15 protein-coding genes and 1 other RNA gene are annotated in these 21,228 nt (G+C 68.2%); 6 read left to right on the top strand and 10 right to left on the bottom strand.

The features are described from left to right. The first annotated feature begins 28 nt into the window (after window positions 1-28). On the top strand, window positions 29-1,582 hold the full coding sequence (locus ABIC66_RS14355) for a DUF4139 domain-containing protein (protein ID WP_354070967.1): 1,554 nt from the start codon (window positions 29-31) through the stop codon (window positions 1,580-1,582). On the opposite strand, the gene ABIC66_RS14350 is transcribed toward ABIC66_RS14355, so the two are convergent. Then, a complete protein-coding gene (locus ABIC66_RS14350; RefSeq protein WP_354070966.1) occupies window positions 1,579-2,307 on the bottom strand; it encodes a DUF1134 domain-containing protein in 729 nt (242 codons plus the stop codon). The genes ABIC66_RS14355 and ABIC66_RS14350 overlap by 4 nt on opposite strands. A gap of 162 nt (window positions 2,308-2,469) precedes the next feature. Here ABIC66_RS14350 and lepA point away from each other — a divergent pair, with 162 nt between their 5' ends. The 5 genes from lepA (at window position 2,470) to ABIC66_RS14325 (ending at window position 11,169) form a co-directional block, all read left to right on the top strand. After that, the gene (lepA, locus tag ABIC66_RS14345; RefSeq protein WP_354070965.1) at window positions 2,470-4,278 is read left to right on the top strand and encodes a translation elongation factor 4; all 1,809 of its coding nucleotides are present in this window, start codon (window positions 2,470-2,472) and stop codon (window positions 4,276-4,278) included. A 413-nt stretch (window positions 4,279-4,691) separates the two neighbouring features. Further along, entirely contained in the window at window positions 4,692-5,027 is a 336-nt protein-coding gene (locus ABIC66_RS14340) for a TonB-dependent receptor plug domain-containing protein (RefSeq protein WP_354070964.1), read from the top strand. Next, entirely contained in the window at window positions 5,024-6,754 is a 1,731-nt protein-coding gene (locus ABIC66_RS14335; protein WP_354070963.1) for a glycoside hydrolase family 28 protein, read from the top strand. Before ABIC66_RS14340 ends, ABIC66_RS14335 begins: the two co-directional genes overlap by 4 nt. A 194-nt stretch (window positions 6,755-6,948) precedes the next feature. After that, window positions 6,949-7,851 carry a hypothetical protein gene (locus ABIC66_RS14330; RefSeq protein WP_354070962.1) on the top strand — a complete coding sequence of 301 codons (903 nt, stop codon included), beginning with the start codon at window positions 6,949-6,951 and terminating at the stop codon, window positions 7,849-7,851. Window positions 7,852-8,145: 294 nt separating this feature from the next. Beyond that, window positions 8,146-11,169: a TonB-dependent receptor gene (locus tag ABIC66_RS14325; protein WP_354070961.1), complete on the top strand. Its 3,024-nt coding sequence runs from the start codon at window positions 8,146-8,148 to the stop codon at window positions 11,167-11,169. 186 nt (window positions 11,170-11,355) lie between these two features. Here ABIC66_RS14325 and murD read toward each other — a convergent pair whose 3' ends face one another. From murD to rnpB, 9 genes are all read right to left on the bottom strand, one after another. Then, on the bottom strand, window positions 11,356-12,771 hold the full coding sequence (gene murD, locus ABIC66_RS14320) for a UDP-N-acetylmuramoyl-L-alanine--D-glutamate ligase (RefSeq protein ID WP_354070960.1): 1,416 nt from the start codon (window positions 12,769-12,771) through the stop codon (window positions 11,356-11,358). Between the two features lie 13 nt (window positions 12,772-12,784). Next, a complete protein-coding gene (mraY, locus tag ABIC66_RS14315) occupies window positions 12,785-13,897 on the bottom strand; it encodes a phospho-N-acetylmuramoyl-pentapeptide-transferase (RefSeq protein ID WP_354070959.1) in 1,113 nt (370 codons plus the stop codon). Further along, window positions 13,897-15,357, bottom strand: a complete 1,461-nt coding sequence (locus ABIC66_RS14310; protein WP_354070958.1) for a UDP-N-acetylmuramoyl-tripeptide--D-alanyl-D-alanine ligase — start codon at window positions 15,355-15,357, stop codon at window positions 13,897-13,899. Before ABIC66_RS14310 ends, mraY begins: the two co-directional genes overlap by 1 nt. Further along, a complete protein-coding gene (locus ABIC66_RS14305) occupies window positions 15,350-16,810 on the bottom strand; it encodes a UDP-N-acetylmuramoyl-L-alanyl-D-glutamate--2,6-diaminopimelate ligase (RefSeq protein WP_354070957.1) in 1,461 nt (486 codons plus the stop codon). Before ABIC66_RS14305 ends, ABIC66_RS14310 begins: the two co-directional genes overlap by 8 nt. Further along, entirely contained in the window at window positions 16,807-18,579 is a 1,773-nt protein-coding gene (locus ABIC66_RS14300; protein WP_354070956.1) for a peptidoglycan D,D-transpeptidase FtsI family protein, read from the bottom strand. Before ABIC66_RS14300 ends, ABIC66_RS14305 begins: the two co-directional genes overlap by 4 nt. Further along, window positions 18,576-19,031 carry a cell division protein FtsL gene (gene ftsL, locus ABIC66_RS14295; RefSeq protein WP_354070955.1) on the bottom strand — a complete coding sequence of 152 codons (456 nt, stop codon included), beginning with the start codon at window positions 19,029-19,031 and terminating at the stop codon, window positions 18,576-18,578. Before ftsL ends, ABIC66_RS14300 begins: the two co-directional genes overlap by 4 nt. Beyond that, the gene (gene rsmH / locus ABIC66_RS14290) at window positions 19,028-19,963 is read right to left on the bottom strand and encodes a 16S rRNA (cytosine(1402)-N(4))-methyltransferase RsmH (protein ID WP_354070954.1); all 936 of its coding nucleotides are present in this window, start codon (window positions 19,961-19,963) and stop codon (window positions 19,028-19,030) included. The genes ftsL and rsmH overlap by 4 nt, the downstream gene beginning before the upstream one ends. Next, a complete protein-coding gene (locus tag ABIC66_RS14285; protein WP_354070953.1) occupies window positions 19,960-20,427 on the bottom strand; it encodes a division/cell wall cluster transcriptional repressor MraZ in 468 nt (155 codons plus the stop codon). Before ABIC66_RS14285 ends, rsmH begins: the two co-directional genes overlap by 4 nt. Before the next feature lie 351 nt (window positions 20,428-20,778). Continuing rightward, window positions 20,779-21,174: RNase P RNA component class A (rnpB, locus tag ABIC66_RS14280), an RNA gene on the bottom strand. Window positions 21,175-21,228 lie beyond the last annotated feature (54 nt).

The following is a 21,228-nucleotide window of genomic DNA, read 5'->3' as shown; positions in this document are numbered from 1 at the left end:
ATGGGTCCCCGCTTTCGCGGGGATGAGCGTGATCTGTTCCGTCGCTGCTGCCGCCACCATCCCCTCCTCCGCCCCGGAAAAGGTCGCCGTCACCCTCTACCGCGACGGCGACGGCCCGTTCCAGGCGCTGGACGACTGGCAGCGCGCCCAGGCGGCCGAGAAGGGCCTGATCCTGGTCACCGAGACCCGCACGGTCGACCTGCCGGCCGGCCGCCACACGATCCGCTTCGACGGCGTCGCCGAGGGCCTGATCCCACAGAGCGCCGCGGTCGAAGGCCTGCCGGGCAAGGCGGTCGAGCGCAACTACGACTACGCCCTGCTCAGCCCGGGGACCCTGGTCGAGCGCGCGCTGGGCCAGCCGATCAAGGTCGTGCGCACCAACCGCAAGAGCGGTCGCCAGCAGACGGTCGACGCCACCCTGATCCAGGGCCCGACCGGCCTGATGGTCCGAACCGCCGACGGCGTCGAAGCCCTGGGCTGTTCCGGCGGCCCCGAGCGCCTGGTGCTGGATCGCGTCCCCGACGGCCTGACCGACAAGCCCAGCCTGTCGACCATCGTCGATGTCCCTTCGCCCACGCGAGCGAGACTGACCGTCTCGTACTTGGCCCTAGGCGTGAATTGGCAGGCCGACTACGTCGCCAACATCCATCCGGACGGCCAGCACCTGGACCTGACCGGCTGGCTGACCCTAGTCAACAGCGGCGGCAGCCAGTTCGCCGACGCCAAGACCCAGGCCGTCGCCGGCAAGCTGTCGCGGCAGTATGTCAGCGTCGACAAGGGCCGCGCCCGGTCCATCAACCGCGCCTGCTGGCCGATGGACACCACGCATTTTGGCAAGGGTCCGCCACCGCCTGCCCCGCCACCGCCGCCGCCACCGGCCGTGATGATGGCCGCGCCGATGGCCGAGGCTCGGGGCGGCGTCGAGGAGATCGCCGTCACCGCCCAGCGCGCCAAGCTGGCCGAACAGTCGAACCTGGGCGACTACAAGCTCTACACCCTGCCCGAACCGGTCACCCTGAATGCCCGCCAGACCAAGCAGGTCGCCTTCCTCGACCAGAAGAACGTCGCCTTCCAGCGGCTGTACGTGGTCGGGATCAACGCCTGGGACGATGGCGATGAGGACGGGGAGAACGCCTTCCGCGCGCCCGAGGTGACCCTGCGACTGGAGAACAAGACCGCCAATGGCCTGGGCAAGCCCCTGCCCTCGGGCTCTCTGTCGGCCATGGAGACGGTGGACGGCCGCCCGACCTTCGCCGGCGAGCAGGCGGTGCGCGACGTCGCCGTCGGCGAGCCGGTCGACCTGGTCATCGGCCAGGCCATGGACGTGCTGGCCCGCCCGCGCTTGGTCGAGGAGAAGCGGCTGTCGAAGAGCCGCGTGCGGCGGACCTACGAGGTCGACCTGTCGAATGCCAAGACCATCCCGGTGACCGTCGAGCTGCGGCAGGATCCGAACCTGCCGACCTTCAAGGTCGTCGCCGAACCGCGCAAGCACGACATTCGCCAAGGCCAGATCGCCTGGCGCATCCCCCTCGCCGCCGGCCAGACCAGCAGCTTCCGCTACACGATCGAATACGGGGGCTAGAGCGGCATCCAGCGGCGCTTGCGGCTGTAGCCCAGGTAGCCGACGTTAGCGCCGAGGCGCAGGCCGACGCCGGCTCGGATCGGGGCCAGGGTGATCTCGTCGGCCTTCTGGTAGTTCACGCCCAGGCCGCCGATCAGATAGGCGCTGCCCTCGACGCCGGGGAAGCGGCGGAAGACGGCGTCGGGATACTGCAGATTATAGCAGAGGGTGAAGACGCGGCTGGCGTTGCCGCCCCAGTCCCAGCCCACCGACGGCCCTTGCCAGTACACCTCCAGCGTCGGTCTGCCCTTCATGTAGAGCAGGCCGCGGCCGTAGCGCAGGCCGGCCACGAAGGCGCCCGAGCCCTCCTCGCCGGCGATGTAGGCGGTGGGCTGGCCCTTGTCCTTGAACACCTTCTCGATCGCCGCGCCGGCGCTCTCGGCCGTCACGCCCAGGAAGTCGGAGGTGGCGCGGATCATCTCGTCGGCGGAATAGGTCTGGGCGCGGCCGGTGTCGTAGGCCGGGGTCGAGCCATTCGAACCCGGGGTCGGCGACGGCGGCGGCGGCTGGGTCGCATACGGGTCCTGCGCGGCGGCCGATGGCGGCGGCGGCGGCGCGTTCTGATCCGTGATCGGCTGCGCCGGCGGTAGCTGTTCAGACGTGATCCGCTGGCGGGCCAGGGCCTCGGTGGCCACGGCGCCCAGGCTGGCGGCGGCTCCCGAAAGGATCAGCTTGCGACGGTCCATGCGAGGGCCTCCCGATCGAATTGAGTGCAACACTGTTGCAAGCCATTGAGACCGGTTTGCGGCTCCAAACTTAACGACCGGTTAAGCATGCGCGACGCGTCGCCGCATCCCCGATGAGCAACGCCTCTCGCGAAGCGGGCCAAATGTGATATGCGCACGCCCATGACTTCGACGCCTCTCGACAAGATCCGCAACTTTTCAATCGTCGCGCATATCGACCATGGGAAGAGCACGCTCTCTGACCGCCTGATCCAGGAGACGGGCGGCCTGACCGCGCGCGAAATGAGCGCCCAGGTGCTCGACAACATGGATATCGAGAAAGAGCGCGGCATCACCATCAAGGCGCAGACCGTGCGCCTGAACTACAAGGCCGACGACGGCGAGACCTATGTCCTGAACCTGATGGACACCCCAGGGCACGTCGACTTCGCCTATGAAGTCTCGCGCAGCCTGGCCGCCTGCGAAGGCTCGATCCTGGTCGTCGACGCCTCGCAAGGCGTGGAAGCCCAGACCCTGGCCAACGTCTATTCGGCCATCGACAACAACCACGAGATCGTCCCGGTCCTCAACAAGATCGACCTGCCCGCCGCCGAGCCCGAGCGCGTCCGCGCCCAGATCGAGGACCTGATCGGCCTGGACGCCAGCGACGCCGTGCTGGCCAGCGCCAAGTCCGGCCTGGGCATCCACGACGTGCTGGAAGCCATCGTCACCCGCCTGCCCGCCCCCAAGGGCGACCGCGACGCGCCGCTGAAGGCCCTGCTGGTCGACGCCTGGTACGACGCCTATCTCGGCGTCGTCGTGCTGGTGCGCATCTTCGACGGGACGCTGAAGGCCGGCCAGCAGGTCCGCATGATGCAGACCGGCGCCACCCACCGCATCGACAAGGTCGGCGTGTTCACGCCCAAGGCCACCGACGTCGCGGAACTGGGTCCCGGCGAGGTCGGCTTCTTCACCGCCTCGATCAAGGAAGTGGCCGACGCCGCCGTCGGCGACACCATCACCGACGAGAAGAAGCAGACCGCCCAGGCCCTGCCGGGCTTCAAGGAAGTCCAGCCGGTCGTGTTCTGCGGCCTGTTCCCGGTCGACGCCGCCGACTTCGAGGACCTGCGCGCCGCCGTCGGCCGCCTGCGCCTGAACGACGGCAGCTTCACCTACGAGATGGAAAGCAGCGCCGCCCTCGGCTTCGGCTTCCGCTGCGGCTTCCTGGGCCTGCTGCACCTGGAGATCATCCAGGAGCGCCTCAGCCGCGAGTTCGACCTCGACCTGATCGCGACCGCCCCCTCGGTCGTCTACAAGATCCACATGCGCGACGGCACGGAGCGGGAACTCCACAACCCCGCCGACCTGCCCGACCCGATGCAGATCGAGAGCATCAGCGAGCCCTGGATCAAGGCCACCATCTTCACCCCCGACGACTATCTGGGCGGCGTGATCAAGCTGTGCCAGGACCGTCGCGGCATGCAGCGCGAGCTCAGCTATGTCGGCAGCCGCGCCATGGTCGTCTACGACCTGCCGCTGAACGAGGTGGTCTTCGACTTCTACGACCGCCTGAAGTCGATCTCGAAGGGCTATGCCAGCTTCGACTACCAGGTCGAGGACTACCGCCCCGGCGACCTGGTCAAGATGTCGATCCTGGTCAACAGCGAGCCCGTCGACGCCCTCTCGATGCTGGTCCACCGCGACCGCGCCGAGAGCCGCGGCCGCGGCATGTGCGAGAAGATGAAGGACCTGATCCCGCAGCACATGTTCGTCATCCCGATCCAGGCGGCCATCGGCGGCCGGATCATCGCCCGCGAAACCGTCCGCGCCCTGCGAAAGGACGTCACGGCGAAGTGCTACGGCGGCGACGCCAGCCGCAAGCGCAAGCTGCTGGACAAGCAAAAGGCCGGCAAGAAGCGCATGCGCCAATTCGGCAAGGTCGAGATCCCGCAGGAAGCCTTCATCGCCGCGCTGAAGATGGACGAGGATTGATCGGGCGGCTGAGCTAGCCAGCCAGAGTTTTGGCGCCCTCGTCAGCGGAAGCTGGCGGGGGCGTTTTTGTGGGCTGATCGCGAACCTCTGAATTCCCTCGCCCGATCTGCCGACATTTTATAAGTGACCAATAATTTGTTATGTGAAACGTATCGCGTACACGACGTCTAGAGAGACCCGCGGACTTGCCCTCTGGGGCGGCAGCGGGCCCGGCGCGGCGCTCAAGCCGAGCGCCACCTGCTGTGGGCTGGACGCGCATATGAATGCGTCACCCTTGACATGACATTGCATATATAAAATTATCCCCCTCAACGAGACTTCGTCGTCAGGGCGGCGTCGCAAAATTGAGGGTGGAGATGCTGAGGCGCGGATGGCGGCGGCGCTCGCTCGTCGCGATGGCAAGTGTCGCAGCCATGGCTGTCGCAATGCTGGCGGCGGGCCCAATACGCGCGCGGACAACGGCTACGACGCCCGCGACCGGCATCCGCCAGAGCCTGCACAACGCCATCGACAACAAGCGCGCCGCTGATTCCGTGGTCGACGCCATTTCGGCCGAGGACATGGGCGCCTTCCCCGACCAGACCATCGCGGAGTCGCTGCGGCGGGTGACAGGCGTCCAAATCCAGCGGGACCGCGGCGAGGGTCGCGACATCAGCAACCGCAGCCTCGATCCCAAGTGCGCGCACGTCATGCTGAACGGCGATGGGATGATGATCAACCTGCCAGTAACCCACCAAGGGCGCTCATGACTACCAGACGGGAATGGCTAGCGACGTTCACCGCCCCAGCCGCCGTGGCCGCTTTTGCAGCTGCTTCGGGAGTTGCGCGCGCAGAGCCGGCCAAGCCCGGCAGGATCGAGGGGCCGCCGCCCGACCTTGGGGCCCGTGTCTACAATGTCCGCGACTTCGGCGCGAAGGGGGACGGCAAGGCGCTCGACACCGCCGCGCTGCAGGCCGCCGTCGACGCCTGTGCGGCGGACGGCGGAGGCGTCGTGCTGGCCCCCGCCGGGGTCTTCCAGATCGGGACGGTGGAGCTCAAGAGCAATGTCACGCTGCGGCTGGCGGCGGGCGCGACCCTGCTGGGCAGCGGCGACGGGCGGCAATATCACGCCGTGGATGCGATTCCGCTCACCGGCGACAGCACCTTGATCGACGGCAACTGGGCGCTGCTGTTTGCCGTCGGCGCCCGGAACGTCTCCGTCGAGGGGCCGGGCGCGATCGACGGCCAGGGCCACCTGTTCCACTCGCCCGTGCGCGGCGCCACGCCGCCCAGCGGCATCGGCGGGCCGAAGCGGCCGTACCACCTGCTGTTCCACCGCTGCGAAAACGTCAGGGTCCGCGACATCGACCTGCTCGACTGCGCCTTCCACAGCGTCCGCATCATCCAGAGCCGCCGGATCCACCTGGACGGGATCTACATCCACAACCGGGTGAACAGTAACAACGACGGCTTCCACTTTATCAGCGCGGAGTACGTGACGCTGAGCAACAGCGTGGTGCTCGCCCAAGACGACGCTTGCGCGATGTTCGGCAGTTGCAAGTTCATCACCGTCACCAACTGCGTCTTCAGCACCCGCTGGTCGGTGTTCCGATTTGGCGGCGGGCACGCGGAGAACATCGCGGTTTCCAACTGCGTGCTGCGGCAAGTCTACGGGTGCCCGATCAAGCTGCAGGGCAATCCCGGCTCCCGATACGAGAACTTCTCCTTCTCCAACCTTGTCCTCGACGATGTCACCGGCCCCATCCACATCGGGGTGGGACCGCGGCCGGCGCGGCGCGTCGACCCCGCCGCGCCGCCGCGCGCGCCGGCGGGAATCGATCCGGCCAACGGCCTTCCGCTCACCGACGCGCCCCCGGTGCTGCGCAATTTCTCGTTCAGCAACATCCACGGGACGGTGACGACCACTGCCCGGGAGCTGCCCGAAGCCAAGGTTGCGAGCACCCCGTTCCCCGGTGAGCTGCACTCGGCGATCGTGCTCAACTGCGTGGGCGATGCGGTGATGGAGAACATCTCGCTCGATAACGTGCACCTGACCTTCGGGGGCGGCGGCACGATGGAGGAAGCCGCGCGGCGCGATCTGCCGCGGATCGCCGGCGAGTATTTCATGCTCGGGTCCATCCCGGCATATGGGCTCTATGCTCGCGGCGTGCGCGGGCTGAGCCTGCAGAACGTCCGCTTCCAATTCAGCACGCCGGACCAGCGCCCTGCCGTCATCTTCGACCGTGTGACGGACGCGGCGATTAATGGGCTGAGCGTTCAGGCGGACCCCGGCGCCGAGTCGGCGCTGCGCTTCATCGACAGTCAGGACGTGCTGGTCAGCGCGGCGCGGGTGCTGACGCCCACGCCGGCGTTCCTTCAAGTTGAAGGGGCGGAGTCGGCGTCGATCAAGGTTGACGGTGGGGATATAGCCCGGGCGGCCACCCCGGTGGTGCTCAGGAATGGATCACGGCGCGCGGCCGTGAGGCTGCGGGGCTGATATGGCGAGCGCGCGACTCCTAGAGACCCGCCGCGCCGGCGCGGCCGAGAACCGAGGCGACGATGCCGAGATTCTGGGTCGTCGCTAGTCTGAACGCTCGGCGTTCGCGATACGAGGTCTAACCTTTTCAATAGGTTGTCGATTTTAGACGGCGACTTATCCCCGCCCTTCCCGGCGGCCGCACACTAGCGGCCATGAGCAAATCACACCCTGACGCCCGCCCGACCTGGTTCCGACTCTCGGAAGCCTCATGGGCCGACATCGCCGCCGAGTACAAGAACGGCGCGACCGCCGCCGAGCTGTCCGCCAAATGGAAGGTCTCGACGCGCAGCATCTATAATCGCGCCGGCAAGGACGGCTGGACCAAGAAGGCCCACGGCGACGCCGTCGCGCGCGCCCACGCCGACGCCCAGACCGAAGCGGAGACGGCGGCGCGCTTCCGGCAGCCAACGCCCCTGCCCGGCGAGATCTGGCTGATCGACGACGAGTCGGTGGAGGCGTTCAACGCCGCCCCGCTGTCGACCGATCCGTCCGATCTGCGCGACGCGGCGATGGCGCGGCTGGCGGCGGCGATCCATCAGGGGCGCGACCACGAGGCCCTGCGGCTGACCACCCTGGCCGATCGGCTGGCGCGGCTGACCGCGCCGGAGCCGCCGACGGCCGAGCCTGCGGCTCACGGCGATGGCCACGACGCCGAACGCGCGCGGCTGCTGATGAGCGGCTTCGTCGATTGGCGACCGACACGGGCGGCGGTCGAGCACGAGACCGAGCTGATGTTCCGCAGCGTCTACCTGCTGGCCCTGGCCATGCTGCTGAAACCCGAGAACGTGCCCAGCCTGTTCAAGCGGCGGGCGATGCGGTTTCGCCGCGACTATCTCGGCGAGGACGACGCCGAGGCGCTGGCCGGCGCCGAGCGGGCGACCGAACGGGTGCTGAAGGAGCTGGACGTCACGTTCATGGACTTCAACGGTCCCGAACCGCGTCCCGCGCGCAAGCTGCCGGCCCGCACCTGGCCGCCGCCGCGCCCGCCCTATCCGAGCCGCAAGCGGCTGGCCGAACTGGCCTCGCCGCCGCCGGAGGGCCTCGCGCGCCGCTAGCGGGCGGCTTGCCCTACCCTCGGTCGATCCGGTCCCAGCATGCGGGATCCAATGTTGCATATCCGCAATAAGGCGGCCCGGAACGGTGATTGGGGCTGGCGAAACCGCGGGCGAAGCGTATTGTAGCCTACAAGTTGGGATACAATCTCACTATATGAGAATAGCGGACTGTTCGAACCACCCTCGTTTCCAAGCCTACCACAGACCCGCCCTCCCAACGGAGAGCCGTCGCAAAGACGGCCCCAGACGATCAACACGGCCGCGGGCACGCGTGGCTGAACAGGGAGAGGAACCATGGGCTCACGGTCCAAGAACAACGGCGTCCTGCGTACGGGATGCTCGGTGCTGGCGCTTTCGCTGGGCGCGTCGCTACTGACCGCCGTCGCGGCGTCGGCCCAGACAGGGGCCCAGACGGCCGCTCCGGCCAAGCCGGACGACACGGCGGTCGAGGAGGTGGTGGTCACCGGCTTCCGGGCCAGCCTGACCAGCGCCATCAACACCAAGCGCATCTCGAACAACATCGTCGACGTGATCAAGGCCGACGACATGGCCAGCTTCCCGGACGCGAACCTGGCCGAGTCGATCCAGCGCATCCCGGGCGTCTCGATCACCCGCGACGGCGGCGAAGGCCGCAACATCACCGTGCGCGGCCTGGGCGGCGACTTCGTCCGCACCACCCTGAACGGCATCGAGGCCTATTCGGCCACCACCGGCTCGACCCTGGGCGTGGTCGCCGGCATCAACCGCTCGCGCGGCTTCGACTTCTCGACCTTCGCCTCGGAGCTGTTCAACAGCGTCACCGTCAGCAAGTCGCAGTCGGCCGAGATGGACGAGGGCTCGCTGGCCGCCACGGTCGACCTGCAGACCGGCCGGCCGTTCGACAAGAAGGGCTTCCGCGCCGCCGCCTCGCTGCAGGGCGCCTATTACGACAACAACAAGTCCAAGGCCCCGCGCTTCGCCGGCCTGATCAGCGACACCTGGGGTAATTTCGGGGCCCTGTTCTCGCTGGCCTACAACGAGCGCAAGCAGCAGGAGGAAGGCTACAGCGACACCTCGCAGTCGGACTATTCGGACGCCAACAACGGCTTCTGCGGCACGGCGGTCGACATCGCGTCGCAGCCGGGCAGCCAGGTGGTCAACACCGCCATCCCGTACGTGAACCCGTTGTCGGGGTCGGGCAACCGCCCGGCCGGCCAGTGCTTCTCGGGCCTGCCGTCGGATCCGACCGCCTATGCGGCGATCAACCAGCCGAACGTCTTCCTGCCGCGCAATCCGGGCCTGGGCCGCTTCCAGCTGGATCAGAAGCGCCTGGGCATGACCGGCGGCCTGCAATGGCGGCCGACCGACAAGACCGACGTGACCCTGGACCTCGTCTATTCGCAGTTCGACCAGGACCGCACCGACTACGCCCTGTCGAACGCGTCGCTGAACCGCAACGTCAACGGCGCCAGCGCGGCCTTCCCGCTGTTCGCCGGGCGGGTCGACGCCCAGATCATGGACGTGCATGTGCCGCCGACCGGCCAGGTCGACTACATGAAGATCAACAATGTCGACATCAAGCACATCGAGGAAAAGAGCCAGACCACCACCAAGACCCACCAGATCGGCCTGACCCTCGACCACCGCTTCAATGATCGGTTCAGCGTCAACGCCAAGGTCGGCCACTCGGGATCGGACTTCAAGCAGCCCTGGGACGTGCTGATGTCCTATGACGGCTTCAACAAGCCCGGCTATGTCTGGGACGCTCGCGAGGACGCCCGCCGGCCGTTCATCAACTACGGCTACGACGTCGCCAACGCCAACAACGTCACCTTCACCAACGCCGGCACGGGCCTGACCCCCGACATCCGTGTGGTCAAGGCGGCGGTATTCAACACCCTGGCCACGGCCGAGGCCAGCGCCAAGTACCGCCTGACCGACGTCTTCACCGTCAAGGGCGGGGTGTCGCTGAAGTCGTTCGACTTCCAGACCAAGCAGGTCCAGCGCCTGTACGGCAACAACGGCCCGACCGGCGTGACGGCGACGGGGACGATCCCGTTCAACTTCGCCCAGTTCGCCGCCGACTTCCCCGGCTCGGCCCCGCTGAGCGAGACGATCACCGGCTTTGGCAAGCAGCTGAACCTGCCGGCCAATTCGGTGACCAGCTGGGTGGTGCCGGACGTCGCCGCCTACATCGACAAGCTGGGCCTGCTCTGCAACTGCTCGAACAAGTACGGCGACTTCACCCTGGCCATCAATTCGGCCCTGGGGAACAACCGCCAGGTCGAGGAGAAGGACACCGCCGCCTTCCTGCAGGCCGACTTCGACGCCGACGTGCTGAACGGCCGCCGCCTGCGCGGCAACGTCGGCGTGCGCTACGTCAAGACCGACCTCGACGCCACCGGCTACACCTCGCTGACCTCGCAGATCACGGTCAACAACAAGTACCATGACTGGCTGCCGTCGCTGAACGTGGCCCTGGACGTCATGCCGAACCTGGTCGCGCGCTTCGCCGCCGCCAAGGTCATGGCCCGTCCCAGCTTCGGCAACCTGACGCCGGGCGGCTCGGTCAACACCACCTTCGGCGCCCAGTCGGCCTCGATCGGCAACCCGTTCCTGGATCCGTACCGCGCCAAGAACTACGACTTCAGCCTGGAATGGTACCCTAGCGAGGGCGCGATCCTCAGCGCCACGGTCTTCGACAAGGAGATCGCCAGCTCGATCCAGACCATCGCCACGACCGAGGCCTACGGCAATACCGGCCTGCCGCTGGCCCTGTTGCCCGCCGGCCAGGACGCCTCGACCCCGTACCTGGTGACCCGCTCGCGCAATACCCAGGGCGGCTATATCCGCGGCCTCGAAATCAACTACCAGCAGCCGTTCAAATTCCTGCCCGGGTTGCTCAAGAACACCGGCACGATGCTGAACTACACCTATGTCGACAGCTCGGTGCTCTACTACCTGTCGAGCGGGACGGCCACGACGCCGGCCACCCAGATCCACGACCAGTTCCTGAACGTCTCGCCGCACTCGGTGAACGCCACCCTGTACTACGAGGACGCCAAGCTCTCGGCCCGGGTGTCGGTGGCCTATCGCGACGAGTACCTGACCGCCCTGCCCTTCAAGTCGGAAGTGCCGGACGCCAACGGCAGCTACGCGACGACCAACATCGACGCCTCGGCCTCGTACAAGCTGACCGACCACCTGAAACTGACCTTCGACGCCCTGAACATCACCAATCAGGAAGCCGACCAGTGGAGCGGCAAGCAGCGCCGCTCGCAGCGGGTGTTCAGCACCACCGGCCGCCAGTTCTTCCTGGGCGCGTCCTACACGTTCTAACCTCCTCGGATCTTCTCCAAGGCAAACTGGCGCTGGTCGAAAGACCAGCGCCTTCTTCTTGGGGGGATGAAGCGAGGGCGCGGAGCCTTTGACCGGTTCGAGCCCCGCTCGGTTGTCCTTCGCCCGCGTCAGGAACAGACGTTCTGAGTGTCGGCGGTGGGTGGCAAGCCGAAGTCGGCCCTCGCCCTAGGCCACCGCCGCCTTGCCGCCGCTCATCGCCAGCCCGTTGACCGCCGCGCGGAACGCTTCGCCGCGCGCCTCGAAGTCGGCGAACTGGTCGAACGAGGCGCAGGCGGGCGAGAGCAGGACGATGGCGTCCTCGCCGCTGGCGGCCGCGTCGGCATAGGCCTGCTGCACGGCCTTCTCCAGCGTGCCGCTCATCGCCACCTCGGCCTTGCCGGCCAGGGTCCACGAGAACGGCTGGGCCGCCTCGCCGATCAGATAGGCCTTGGCGATGCGCGGGAAGAGGTCCTTCAGGTCCTCGATGCCGCCGGCCTTGGCGACGCCGCCGGCGATCCAGTAGAATTTCGGATAGGACGACATCGCCTGGCGGGCGGCGTCGGCGTTGGTGGCCTTGCTGTCGTTGACGAAGCGGACCTTGCCCAGCTTGCCGACGGTCTCCATCCGGTGGGCCAGGCCCGGGAAGGTCATCAGGCCCTCGACCGCGTCGGCGGCCGGAATGCCGATGGCGCGCGCGGCGGCGTAGGCCGCGGCGGCGTTCTGCCAGTTGTGGCGGCCCGGCAGGCTGCGGGCGCGCAGCAGGTCGGCGACCTCCACGACCCGCTCGCCGGTCGCGTCGTAGAGCACGCCCTGCAGGGCGTAGACGCCCCGGCCCATGGCCTTGCCGGCGCTGATCGGCCAGATGGTCCGGCGGTTGGCGGCGGTGATCTCGGTGCAGATCTGCTGGCACCAGGGGTCGTCGACCCCGATGATCGCCGTGTCGCCCTTGCCCTGGTTCAGGAAGATCCGGCGCTTGGCGGCGATATAGCCGTCCATGCCCCCGTGCCGATCCAGGTGATCGGGCGAGATGTTCAGCAGCACCACCGCGTCGGGATGCAGGCTGGAGGTCAGGTCCAGCTGGTACGACGACAGCTCCAGCACATAGACCGCGCCGCCGTGCATGTCCTCCAGGCCCAGGACGCCCAGGCCGATATTGCCGCCGATCCGCGTGTCACGGCCGGCCGAGGCGCAGAGATGGCCGATCAGGGCGGTCGTGGTCGACTTGCCGTTGGTGCCGGTGATGGCGATGATCTTCGGGCGCTTGTGGATCGGCGCGGCGTTGACCGTGCGGGCGAACAGCTCGACGTCGCCGAGGATCTCGACGCCGGCGGCCTTGGCCTTCTCGACGGTCCAGTGCGGCTTGGGATGGGTCAGCGGTACGCCCGGCGACAGCATCAAGGCCGCGAACTGGGTCCAGTCGGCGGCTTCCAGGTCGACGACGGGGAAGCCCTCGGCGGCCGCGGCTTCGCGGCTGGCGGGCTTCTCGTCCCACAGGGCGACCTTCGCCCCACCCGCGATCAAGGCGCGCGCGGCCGTCAGTCCGGTCCGGCCCAGGCCGAACACCGCGACGGTCTTGTCCTCGAATCCGCGGACGGGGATCATTCTCCGGGTCTCCCTAGCGCAGCTTCAGCGTGGCGAGGCCGACGAAGGACAGCATCATCGCCACGATCCAGAAGCGGATCACGACGGTGGATTCAGCCCAGCCCAGCTTCTCGAAATGGTGGTGGATCGGCGCCATCAGGAAGACCCGCTTGCCGGTCTTCTTGAAGTAGGCGACCTGGATCATGACGCTCAGCGCCTCGACCACGAACAGACCGCCGACGATGCCCAGGACCAGCTCGTGCTTGGCGCAGACGGCGATCGCGCCCAGCGCGCCGCCCAGGGCCAGCGAGCCGGTGTCGCCCATGAAGATCTTGGCCGGCGGGGCGTTGTACCAGAGGAAGCCCATGCCCCCGCCGATGATCGCGCCGCACAGCACCGCCAGCTCGCCGACCCCCGGCGCGAAGTGCAGGTTCAGATAGTCGGCGAACTTGTAATTGCCCACCAGGTAGGCGATCAGGCCGAAGGTCGAGGCGGCGAACATCACCGGCACGATGGCCAGGCCGTCGAGCCCGTCGGTCAGGTTCACCGCATTGGAGAAGCCGGCGATCGTGACCGCGGCGAACACCACGTAAAACCAGCCCAGATTGATCACCAGCGCCTTGAAGATCGGGAAGACCACGCTGGTTTCCATGCCCGGCGTCATCGGCGATTTCGGCGCGAACAGGATCAGGATCACGGTGGCGGCGATGGCCACGATGAACTGGGCGATCAGCTTTTGGACGCTGGAGAGGCCGGCCGTGGTCTGCTTGGTGACCTTGGCGTAGTCGTCCATGAAGCCCAGCACGCCGTAGCTGCCGGTGACCAGCAGCACGACCCAGACGTGGATGTTGCGCAGGTCGGCCCACAGCAGGGCCGCGACGAACAGGCCGGCCAGGATCATGAAGCCGCCCATGGTCGGCGTGCCGGCCTTCTCGGTGACGTGGCGGGCGATGCCGTCGGTGCGGATCGGCTGGCCCTTGCCCTGCTTGGCCTTCATCCAGCGGATGAAGCGCGAGCCCATGGCCACGGCGACGACATAGGCCGTCAGCATGGCCATGCCCGACCGGAAGGTCAGGTATTTCAACAGGTTCATCGCCGGGACGTGCTCTTGCGTGCGCGCCAGCCATTCGTACAGGAAGTACAGCATCAGCCCTGTTCCCCAAGATCGAGCGCGGCCAGCGCGGCGGCGAGCACGCCGGCGCGAGATCCGTTCGACCCCTTCACCATCACCACGTCGCCAGGCTTGATCGCCCCTGCCAGCGCCGTCGTTAACTTTTCGGTAACTTCCGCGTAGCCGCCCCGCCGAGTCGGCGGAAGCGCCTCCCACAGCGATTTCATGTGGACGCCCGCAAGAAAAGCCACGTCAACGTTTGCATCGGCGATCGGGCCCGCAAGCTCGGCGTGAAAGCGCGAACTGTCCTCGCCCAATTCGAGCATGTCGGTCAGCACGGCGACCCGGCGGCCGGCGACCTTGCGCGCCCCCAAGGTCTTCAGCGCGGCCTGCATCGATACCGGATTGGCGTTGTAGCTCTCGTCGACCAGGGTGAAGGCGCCGCCGTCGACGCGGATCGTCTTCTCGGCCCCGCGTCCCTCGATCGGCGCGAAGGCGGCCAGGGCCGCCAGAGCGGTCTCGCGCGGCACGTCCAGGGCTTCCAACATCAACAGGACGCAGAGGCTGTTGGGGCCCCAGTGGACTCCGGTCTGCAGCAAGGTGAACTCGATCGGTTCTCCACGAAGGACCGCTTTGACAACCGCTCTTCCCGGCGAAAGCCGGGACCCAGATTCATCCTGGGCGCCGATCGCTTCGTCATCTGGGCCCCGGCTTTCGCCGGGGAGAGCGGATGAAAATGAGACCAGTTGAGCGGTGCAATCCGGAGAAGACCCGAAGCTCCAGACCTCGGCTCCGACCTTCTCGGCCTCGGCCTTCAGGAAGCCGAACCACCGATTGTCGGCGTTCAGCACGGCGACGCCACCCGGCTCGAGGCCGGCGAAGATCTCGGCCTTGGCGCGGGCCACGCCTTGCTCGCCGTCGGCGAAGTTCTCCAGGTGGACGGGACCGACCGTGGTGATCGCCACCGCGTGCGGCCGGACGAACTGGCTGAGCGGCGTGATCTCGTCGGCGTGGTTCATGCCGACCTCGAACACGGCGCGCTCGGTGTCGCGCGGCATCCGGGCCAGGGTCAGGGGCACGCCGATGTGGTTGTTGTACGACTTCACCGAGGCGTGGGCCTTGCCGGCCAGACGCAGACCCGCCTCGACGGCTCGGGTGACGCTGGTCTTGCCGACCGAACCGGTCACCGCCCCGCGCTTGCATAGCGGCGCCCGCTCACGGGCCGCGACGCCCAATGCTTCCAGAGCCTTGAAGGTGTCCTCGACCATCACCGCTGGGGCGTCGACCGGCTTGGCGGCCAGGACGCCGGTCGCGCCGCTGCCCATCGCCTGAGGAACGAAGTCGTGGCCGTCCCGCGCGCCGACCAGCGGCACGAACAGGTCGCCCGGCTCGACCGAGCGGGTATCGATCGAGACGCCGGTCACGGCGAAATCGCCGGCGACCCGGCCGCCGACCGCCTTGGCGATCTCGTCAGCGGTCCAGAGGGCTTCAGGCATCCACGCCCTCCAGCGCTTCCAAGGTTTCGGCCACGTCGTCGAACGGGTGGACGACGCCGGCGACGATCTGGCCCTGCTCGTGGCCCTTGCCGGCGATGACCAGCACGTCGCCCTCACCCATCAGCTGGACGGCGGCGCGGATGGCGGCGCGGCGGTCGCCGATCTCGCGGGCCCCGGGCGCGGCTTCAAGGATGGCGGCGCGGATCGAGGCCGGCTCCTCCGAGCGCGGATTGTCGTCGGTGACGATGGCGATGTCGGCCAGACGCGCGGCGATGGCGCCCATCAGGGGACGCTTGCCGCGATCGCGGTCGCCGCCGGCGCCGAACACGACGATCAGCTTGCCGGCGGTGTGCGGGCGCAGCGCTTCCAGCACCGTCTCCAACCCATCCGGCGTATGGGCGTAGTCGACATAGGCCTCGCCGCCCTTGGGACCCCGTCCGACGCGCTGCAGGCGCCCGGCCGCGCCTTCCAGCGTCTCGAGGGCCTTCAGCACCCTGGCCGTGTCCTCGCCGGCGGCGATACACAGGCCAGCGGCGACCAGCACGTTCGAGGCCTGGAAGGCCCCGGCCAGCGGCAGGCGGATGTCGTAGCCATGGCCATCGGCCTCGACCAGCAGGCGCTGCCCGTCCGGCGTCGGGGTGCGGCCGACCAGGCGCAGACCCTGGCCGTCCTCGCCCACCGAGAATACGCTCTGGCCCGAGGTGACGGCGGCGGCGGCGAAGTTCGGGAAGGCCTCGCTGTCGGCGTTCAGCACCGCCGTGCCGCCGGTCGGCGTCAGGGTGTCGAACAGGCGCAGCTTCGCGGCGCGATAGGCCTCCATCGAGCCGTGATAGTCGAGATGGTCCTGGGTGAAGTTGGTGAAGCCCGCGGCGCGCAGCTTGACGCCGTCGACGCGGCGCTGGTCGACGCCGTGCGAGCTGGCTTCCAGAGCCAGGTGGGTGACGCCCATCTCGGCCAGGCGCGCGACCATCTCGGCGACATCGCCGGCGTCCGGCGTGGTCAGGCCGGGCGGGGTCAGTTGCTGGTCGGGCTGGCCGGCCTCGCTGACCACGACGCCCAGGGTGCCCATGCTGGCGGCCTTGCGGCCCAGGCGGGCGAAGATCTGGCGGCAGAAGCCGGCGACCGATGTCTTGCCGTTGGTGCCGGTGACCGCCACGCACATGGCCGGCTGCTTGCCCCAGAAGGCGGCCGAGGCCAGGGCGTAGGCGCGGCGGGCGTCTTCCGAACGCACCACCGGCACGCCCAGCCCCTCCAGGCCGTCCTCGGGGGCCAGCACCGCCGACGCGCCCTTGGACACCGCGCCTGGCGCGAAGTCGCGGCCGTCGACCTTGGTCCCCGGCAGGGCGGCGAACAGCCAGCCAGCCGTGACCTTGCGGCTGTCGGCCGTGACGCCGGCGATCAGCGGATCGTTGGCGAAGGGACGGTTGAACAGTTCCGACAGATGCCTGGTCATAGTCCCGCCTCCGGAGCAGCCGTCTTGGGCTGGCTGGCGATGGTCACCAGCTCGGTTTTTCTCTGCACGCCGAGGAAGGGCGCGATGCGTTCGATCACCCGGCCCGCGGCCGGCGCGGCGACCCAGCCGCCCGTCGAGAAGCCGAACGACTTGGCGTTGCCATGCGGCTCGTCCAGCAGGATCAGCACGAAGTAGCGGTCGGCCTCCAGCGGGCCGTCGGTCGGGAAAGTCGCGGCGAACGACGAGACCTGGCGCTGGTGGTTGTAGCCGCGGATCGCGGGGTCGTACTTCTCGCCGGTGCCGGTCTTGCCACCGACCGACAGGCCCGGAACGTCGGCCTTGCCGCCGCTGCCGCCCTGGCCGGGCACGACATTGGCCCGCATGATCTTCAGCATTTCCATCGAGGTGTTCTCGGAGAGCACCCGCCGCCCCTCGGGGCGCACGCCCGCCGGCAACTTCTTGATGGTCAGGGGCAGCAGCTCGCCGCCGTTGACGATGGCGTTCATCGCCTGGGCCAGGGCCAGCGGGCTGACGTTCATGCCGTGGCCGAACGAGGTGGAGGCCACCGCGTCCTGGTCCCACTTGCGCGGGGTCAGAGGCCGCGCCGATTCCGGCAGCTCGACCTTGGCCGGCTTGGTCAGGCCCAGATTGTTGAAATACTGGCTGAGGCGCTCGCCGCCGATCCGCTCGGCCAGCATGGCCGTGCCGATGTTCGACGAGTGCTTGAACACCTCCACCAGGGTCAGGATGGCCTTGGCGGCGTGATAGTCGTGGATGGTGCGATAGCCCAGCTTGAACGGCTCGCGGGCGTCGAAGGTCGAGGTCGGGGTGGCGACGCCGGTGTCGAGGCCGATGGCCACGGTGAAGGCCTTGAAGGTCGAGCCCATCTCGTAGACCGAGGCGGCGGCGCGGTTCAGGCGCTGCTCGTCGGTGGCGTCACCAGCCTTGTTGGCGTCATAGTCGGGCCAGCTGGCCAGGCCCAGAATCTCGCCCGTATGGACGTTGGTGACGAGGCCCACGGCGCCGCGCGGCGTGAACTCTTCGGCGGCCTTGCGCAGCTCGTCTTCCAGCGCGGCCTGCACGCGGACATCGATCGACAGCTGGGTCGGCGCGCCGCCGTCCAGGCCGGCGGCCTTGCGGATCGGATCGTCCAGGGCGCGCTCGGCGCCGGCCAGGCCCTTGCCGCCGCTGTCGACGAAGCCGATCAGGTGGGCGGCGGTCGCCCCCAGCGGATACATCCGCCGCTCCTGCTCCTCGAACGAGACGCCGGGCAGGCCGAGATTGAAGATCGCGTCCTTCTCGTCGGGCGTCAGCCCGCCCAGGACGAAGGCGCGGTGATCGCCGAACACGGCCTTGTCCAGGCGCTTGGCTGGCACCTGCGGCAGGGCCTTGCCCAACGCCTTGCGGGTTTCCTTGGTATCCCAGACCTCGCGCGGATCGATGTAGAGGGCGTAGTGCGCCAGGTCGACGGCCAGCAGCTTGCCATTGCGGTCGACCACGTCGCCGCGCGCGCCGTCGGCGCCTTGGGCGTAACCGACGCCCTGCCCCGCGCGCGAGAACAGCGCCGCCCAGCCCGCGCCCAGGCCCACGCCGACGAAGCACAGGCTGAAGAAGCCCATGACCAGGAAAATGCGGATGCGGGTGTCGTCTTCGGGCTTGGCGGCGGCGCGCGAGCGCTCGAACGCGTGCTCCAGGCGCCAGACGCGCTCGATCAGCCACCGCCAGATGGCGGGCTGGAAGCCGTTGGGGCCAAGGTTCGAGAGGCTCATCGCGGCGCCACCGGAGCTTGGGGCGGCGGTGGCGGGGGCGGGATCGCGGCGTCGTCCGGCAGGGCTTCGGGCGCGTCGGCGGCCAGATCCTCGGGCGCGACCGGCGCGGCCGCGACTGGGGCGCGTGGCAACTCGCGACGACGCGCGACGTCGATCAGGGCGTCCTCGGTGATCTCGTGGTCCGGCGCGATCGGCTTCAGCTGCATCATCTGCGCCAGCCGCTCGATGCGCCGCGGCTGCTCGAGGTGGGCGACCTCGGCTTCCAGCAGGCGCTTGCGGACCGCCTCGTCCTGGATCTCCTGCTCGATGCGACCGATTTCCTGCCGCTCGCTGCCCGCGAAGGTCTTGGCCAGATAGACGCTCGTGACCAGCGTCAGAAGGATGCCGCCGCCCACGACCTCGACGACGCGAAAGCCGCGGACGCGGCGGTTGAAGACACCGGCGACGGTCATGCCGCGGCCTCCCAGACCGGCGCCTCGGTGCGCACGGCGGCGCGCAGCTTCGACGAGCGCGCGCGCGGATTGGCGGCCAGTTCGGCCTCGCTGGGGGCGATGGCCTTGTTGGCGATCAGCTGGAAGCTGGCGGGCGCGCCGGCGGGCGCCTGCGGCAGGTGACGCGACCCGCCCGGCGTGCGCCCCGCCCGCTCGGCCAGGTAATTCTTGACGATGCGGTCTTCCAGCGAGTGGAAGGTCACCACCGCCAGGCGGCCGCCCGGCTTCAGGATAAGCTCGGCGGCGGCGAGGCCGGCCTCCAGCTCGCCCAGCTCGTCATTGACCGCGATGCGCAGGCCCTGGAACGAGCGGGTGGCCGGATGGACCTTGGCGCCCTTGCGCCCGCCCAGGGCGCGCTCGATCACATGCGCCAGATCCAGGGTGCGTTCGAACGGGCGCTCCTCGCGACGCTTGACGATGAAGCTGGCGATCCGGCGCGAGGCATGCTCCTCGCCATAGACGTAGAGAATGCGGGCCAGCTCGGTATGGTCCAGCGTGTTGACGAGGTCGGCGGCGGTTTGACCCGTGTCGCTCATCCGCATGTCCAGCGGCCCGTCGCGCATGAACGAGAAGCCACGCTCGGCCTCGTCGAGCTGCATCGACGACACGCCGATATCCAGCACCACGCCATCGACCGAGCGCGGCTCGAAATGCGCGGCCATTTGCGAGAAGCGGTCCTGGATCAGACGGAAGCGGTCGGCCGGCAGACCTTCGGTGAAACGCTGGACGGTCGGATCGCGATCGAAGCCCACGACGCTCGCGCCCGTGGCCAGGATGGCGCGGGTGTAGCCGCCCGCCCCGAAGGTGCCGTCGACGATGGTGTCGCCAGGGCCCGCCCCCAGGGCTTCGACCACTTCATCGAGCAGGACCGAGATGTGCGGCGCTTCGCTCACGAGGCGCTCCCCAGCTTGGCCGCGCGCTGCTGGACGCGCAGGGCCGCCAGGCCTTCCCGGGCCAGATCACGCTGAGCCGCGCGATGGGCCTGGAAAGCCTCGCGGGACCAGATCTGAAAACGCTCACCCATACCGACGACGGTCACCCAATCCGTGAGACCGCACATTTCGCACAGCTGGTCGGGAAGCGTAATGCGACCAGCTGTATCAAACGACAGCTTGGCCATGCCGCCCAGGATGCTGACCTCCAGGGCCGAGCGCGTCGGATCGCCGAACGGCAGCTCCTCGATCACCGCCAAGTAACGGTCGAACAAGGCTTTTCCGCCCGCTTCCAGGCAATCGGCCTCGATCGCCGGAAAGCAGAAGATCCCGTCGAACATGCCGGAGACGGCCGCGCGGAATTCCTGCGGCACAACGATGCGCCGCTTGCTGTCGAGCTGTTTCTCGAACGTCGAGAGAAACACGAAAGCCGATCCCCGCCAGTCCCACGTCGGTCGGCTACCCCGCCCCGACACAAATTGGGTTAACATGGGATGAACTGGGAAACAATGACACTAAGGCCCGTTTCATCGAGATTTCAAAGGTGTCGCACTCCTTCTTCACTGGGCGTGATAGTTAATCCACAGAACATACACAGAACTCATCGAATGAAGACCGCGCGGGTGGCGGCCCGTGTCATCGGATGTGGGCTTTAGATGCTCCCCCGCGGCGCGGGGGAGCTGTCGCGGAGCGACTGAGGGGCCAGGCCGAGCTAGCCCCCTCCGTCTCGCTGCGTATTCGCAGCGATCCACCTCCCCCGCTCCGCGGGGGAGGATCGGACCAGACAGTCTGTAAGCCGGGTTCTGTTCCGCCCCGCCAATCCGGAGAAAGGAGAGCGGCGACGATCATTCCTCTTGGCCGGCCATTGCTGGACGGCTCTCGCGACCTACCCGGATCCTCTCGGCCAGTGACGGCCTATCCGACGCGAGGCCGGAGCGGGATCCCTATTCGGTCTTGCTCCAGGCGGGGCTTGCCATGCCGTCCCTGTCGCCAGGTCCGCGGTGGGCTCTTACCCCACCCTTTCACCCTTCCCGCCCCGTAGGGAGGAGGTTTGCTTTCTGTGGCGCTATCCCTGGGATCACTCCCGGTGGGCGTTACCCACCGCCTTGTCACCGTGGAGCCCGGACTTTCCTCGACCTTCTTGCGAAGACCGCGACCGCCCGACCATCTGGTCCGGGACGGTGTTTGAAGCGGCACGAGGCGGAGGTCAACTTTTCATCCGCTCT

The organism is Caulobacter sp. 1776, from assembly GCF_040545685.1.
Taxonomy (GTDB): Bacteria; Pseudomonadota; Alphaproteobacteria; order Caulobacterales; family Caulobacteraceae; genus Caulobacter.
The sequence above is the reverse complement of the archived record's forward strand: the minus strand, read 5'-3'. Positions and strand labels throughout refer to the sequence as shown.

Bases quoted from the DNA above. Each gene is read 5' to 3' on its own strand.
- mraY (WP_354070959.1), bottom strand. From the start codon at position 13,897: ATGCTGTACTTCCTGTACGAATGGCTGGCGCGCACGCAAGAGCACGTC.
- murD (WP_354070960.1), bottom strand. From the start codon at position 12,771: ATGATCCCCGTCCGCGGATTCGAGGACAAGACCGTCGCGGTGTTCGGC.
- ABIC66_RS14310 (WP_354070958.1), bottom strand. From the start codon at position 15,357: ATGCCTGAAGCCCTCTGGACCGCTGACGAGATCGCCAAGGCGGTCGGC.
- ABIC66_RS14325 (WP_354070961.1), top strand. From the start codon at position 8,146: ATGGGCTCACGGTCCAAGAACAACGGCGTCCTGCGTACGGGATGCTCG.
- ABIC66_RS14350 (WP_354070966.1), bottom strand. From the start codon at position 2,307: ATGGACCGTCGCAAGCTGATCCTTTCGGGAGCCGCCGCCAGCCTGGGC.
- ABIC66_RS14330 (WP_354070962.1), top strand. From the start codon at position 6,949: ATGAGCAAATCACACCCTGACGCCCGCCCGACCTGGTTCCGACTCTCG.
- ftsL (WP_354070955.1), bottom strand. From the start codon at position 19,031: ATGACCGTCGCCGGTGTCTTCAACCGCCGCGTCCGCGGCTTTCGCGTC.
- ABIC66_RS14300 (WP_354070956.1), bottom strand. From the start codon at position 18,579: ATGAGCCTCTCGAACCTTGGCCCCAACGGCTTCCAGCCCGCCATCTGG.
- ABIC66_RS14340 (WP_354070964.1), top strand. From the start codon at position 4,692: ATGGCTGTCGCAATGCTGGCGGCGGGCCCAATACGCGCGCGGACAACG.
- lepA (WP_354070965.1), top strand. From the start codon at position 2,470: ATGACTTCGACGCCTCTCGACAAGATCCGCAACTTTTCAATCGTCGCG.
- ABIC66_RS14305 (WP_354070957.1), bottom strand. From the start codon at position 16,810: ATGACCAGGCATCTGTCGGAACTGTTCAACCGTCCCTTCGCCAACGAT.
- ABIC66_RS14335 (WP_354070963.1), top strand. From the start codon at position 5,024: ATGACTACCAGACGGGAATGGCTAGCGACGTTCACCGCCCCAGCCGCC.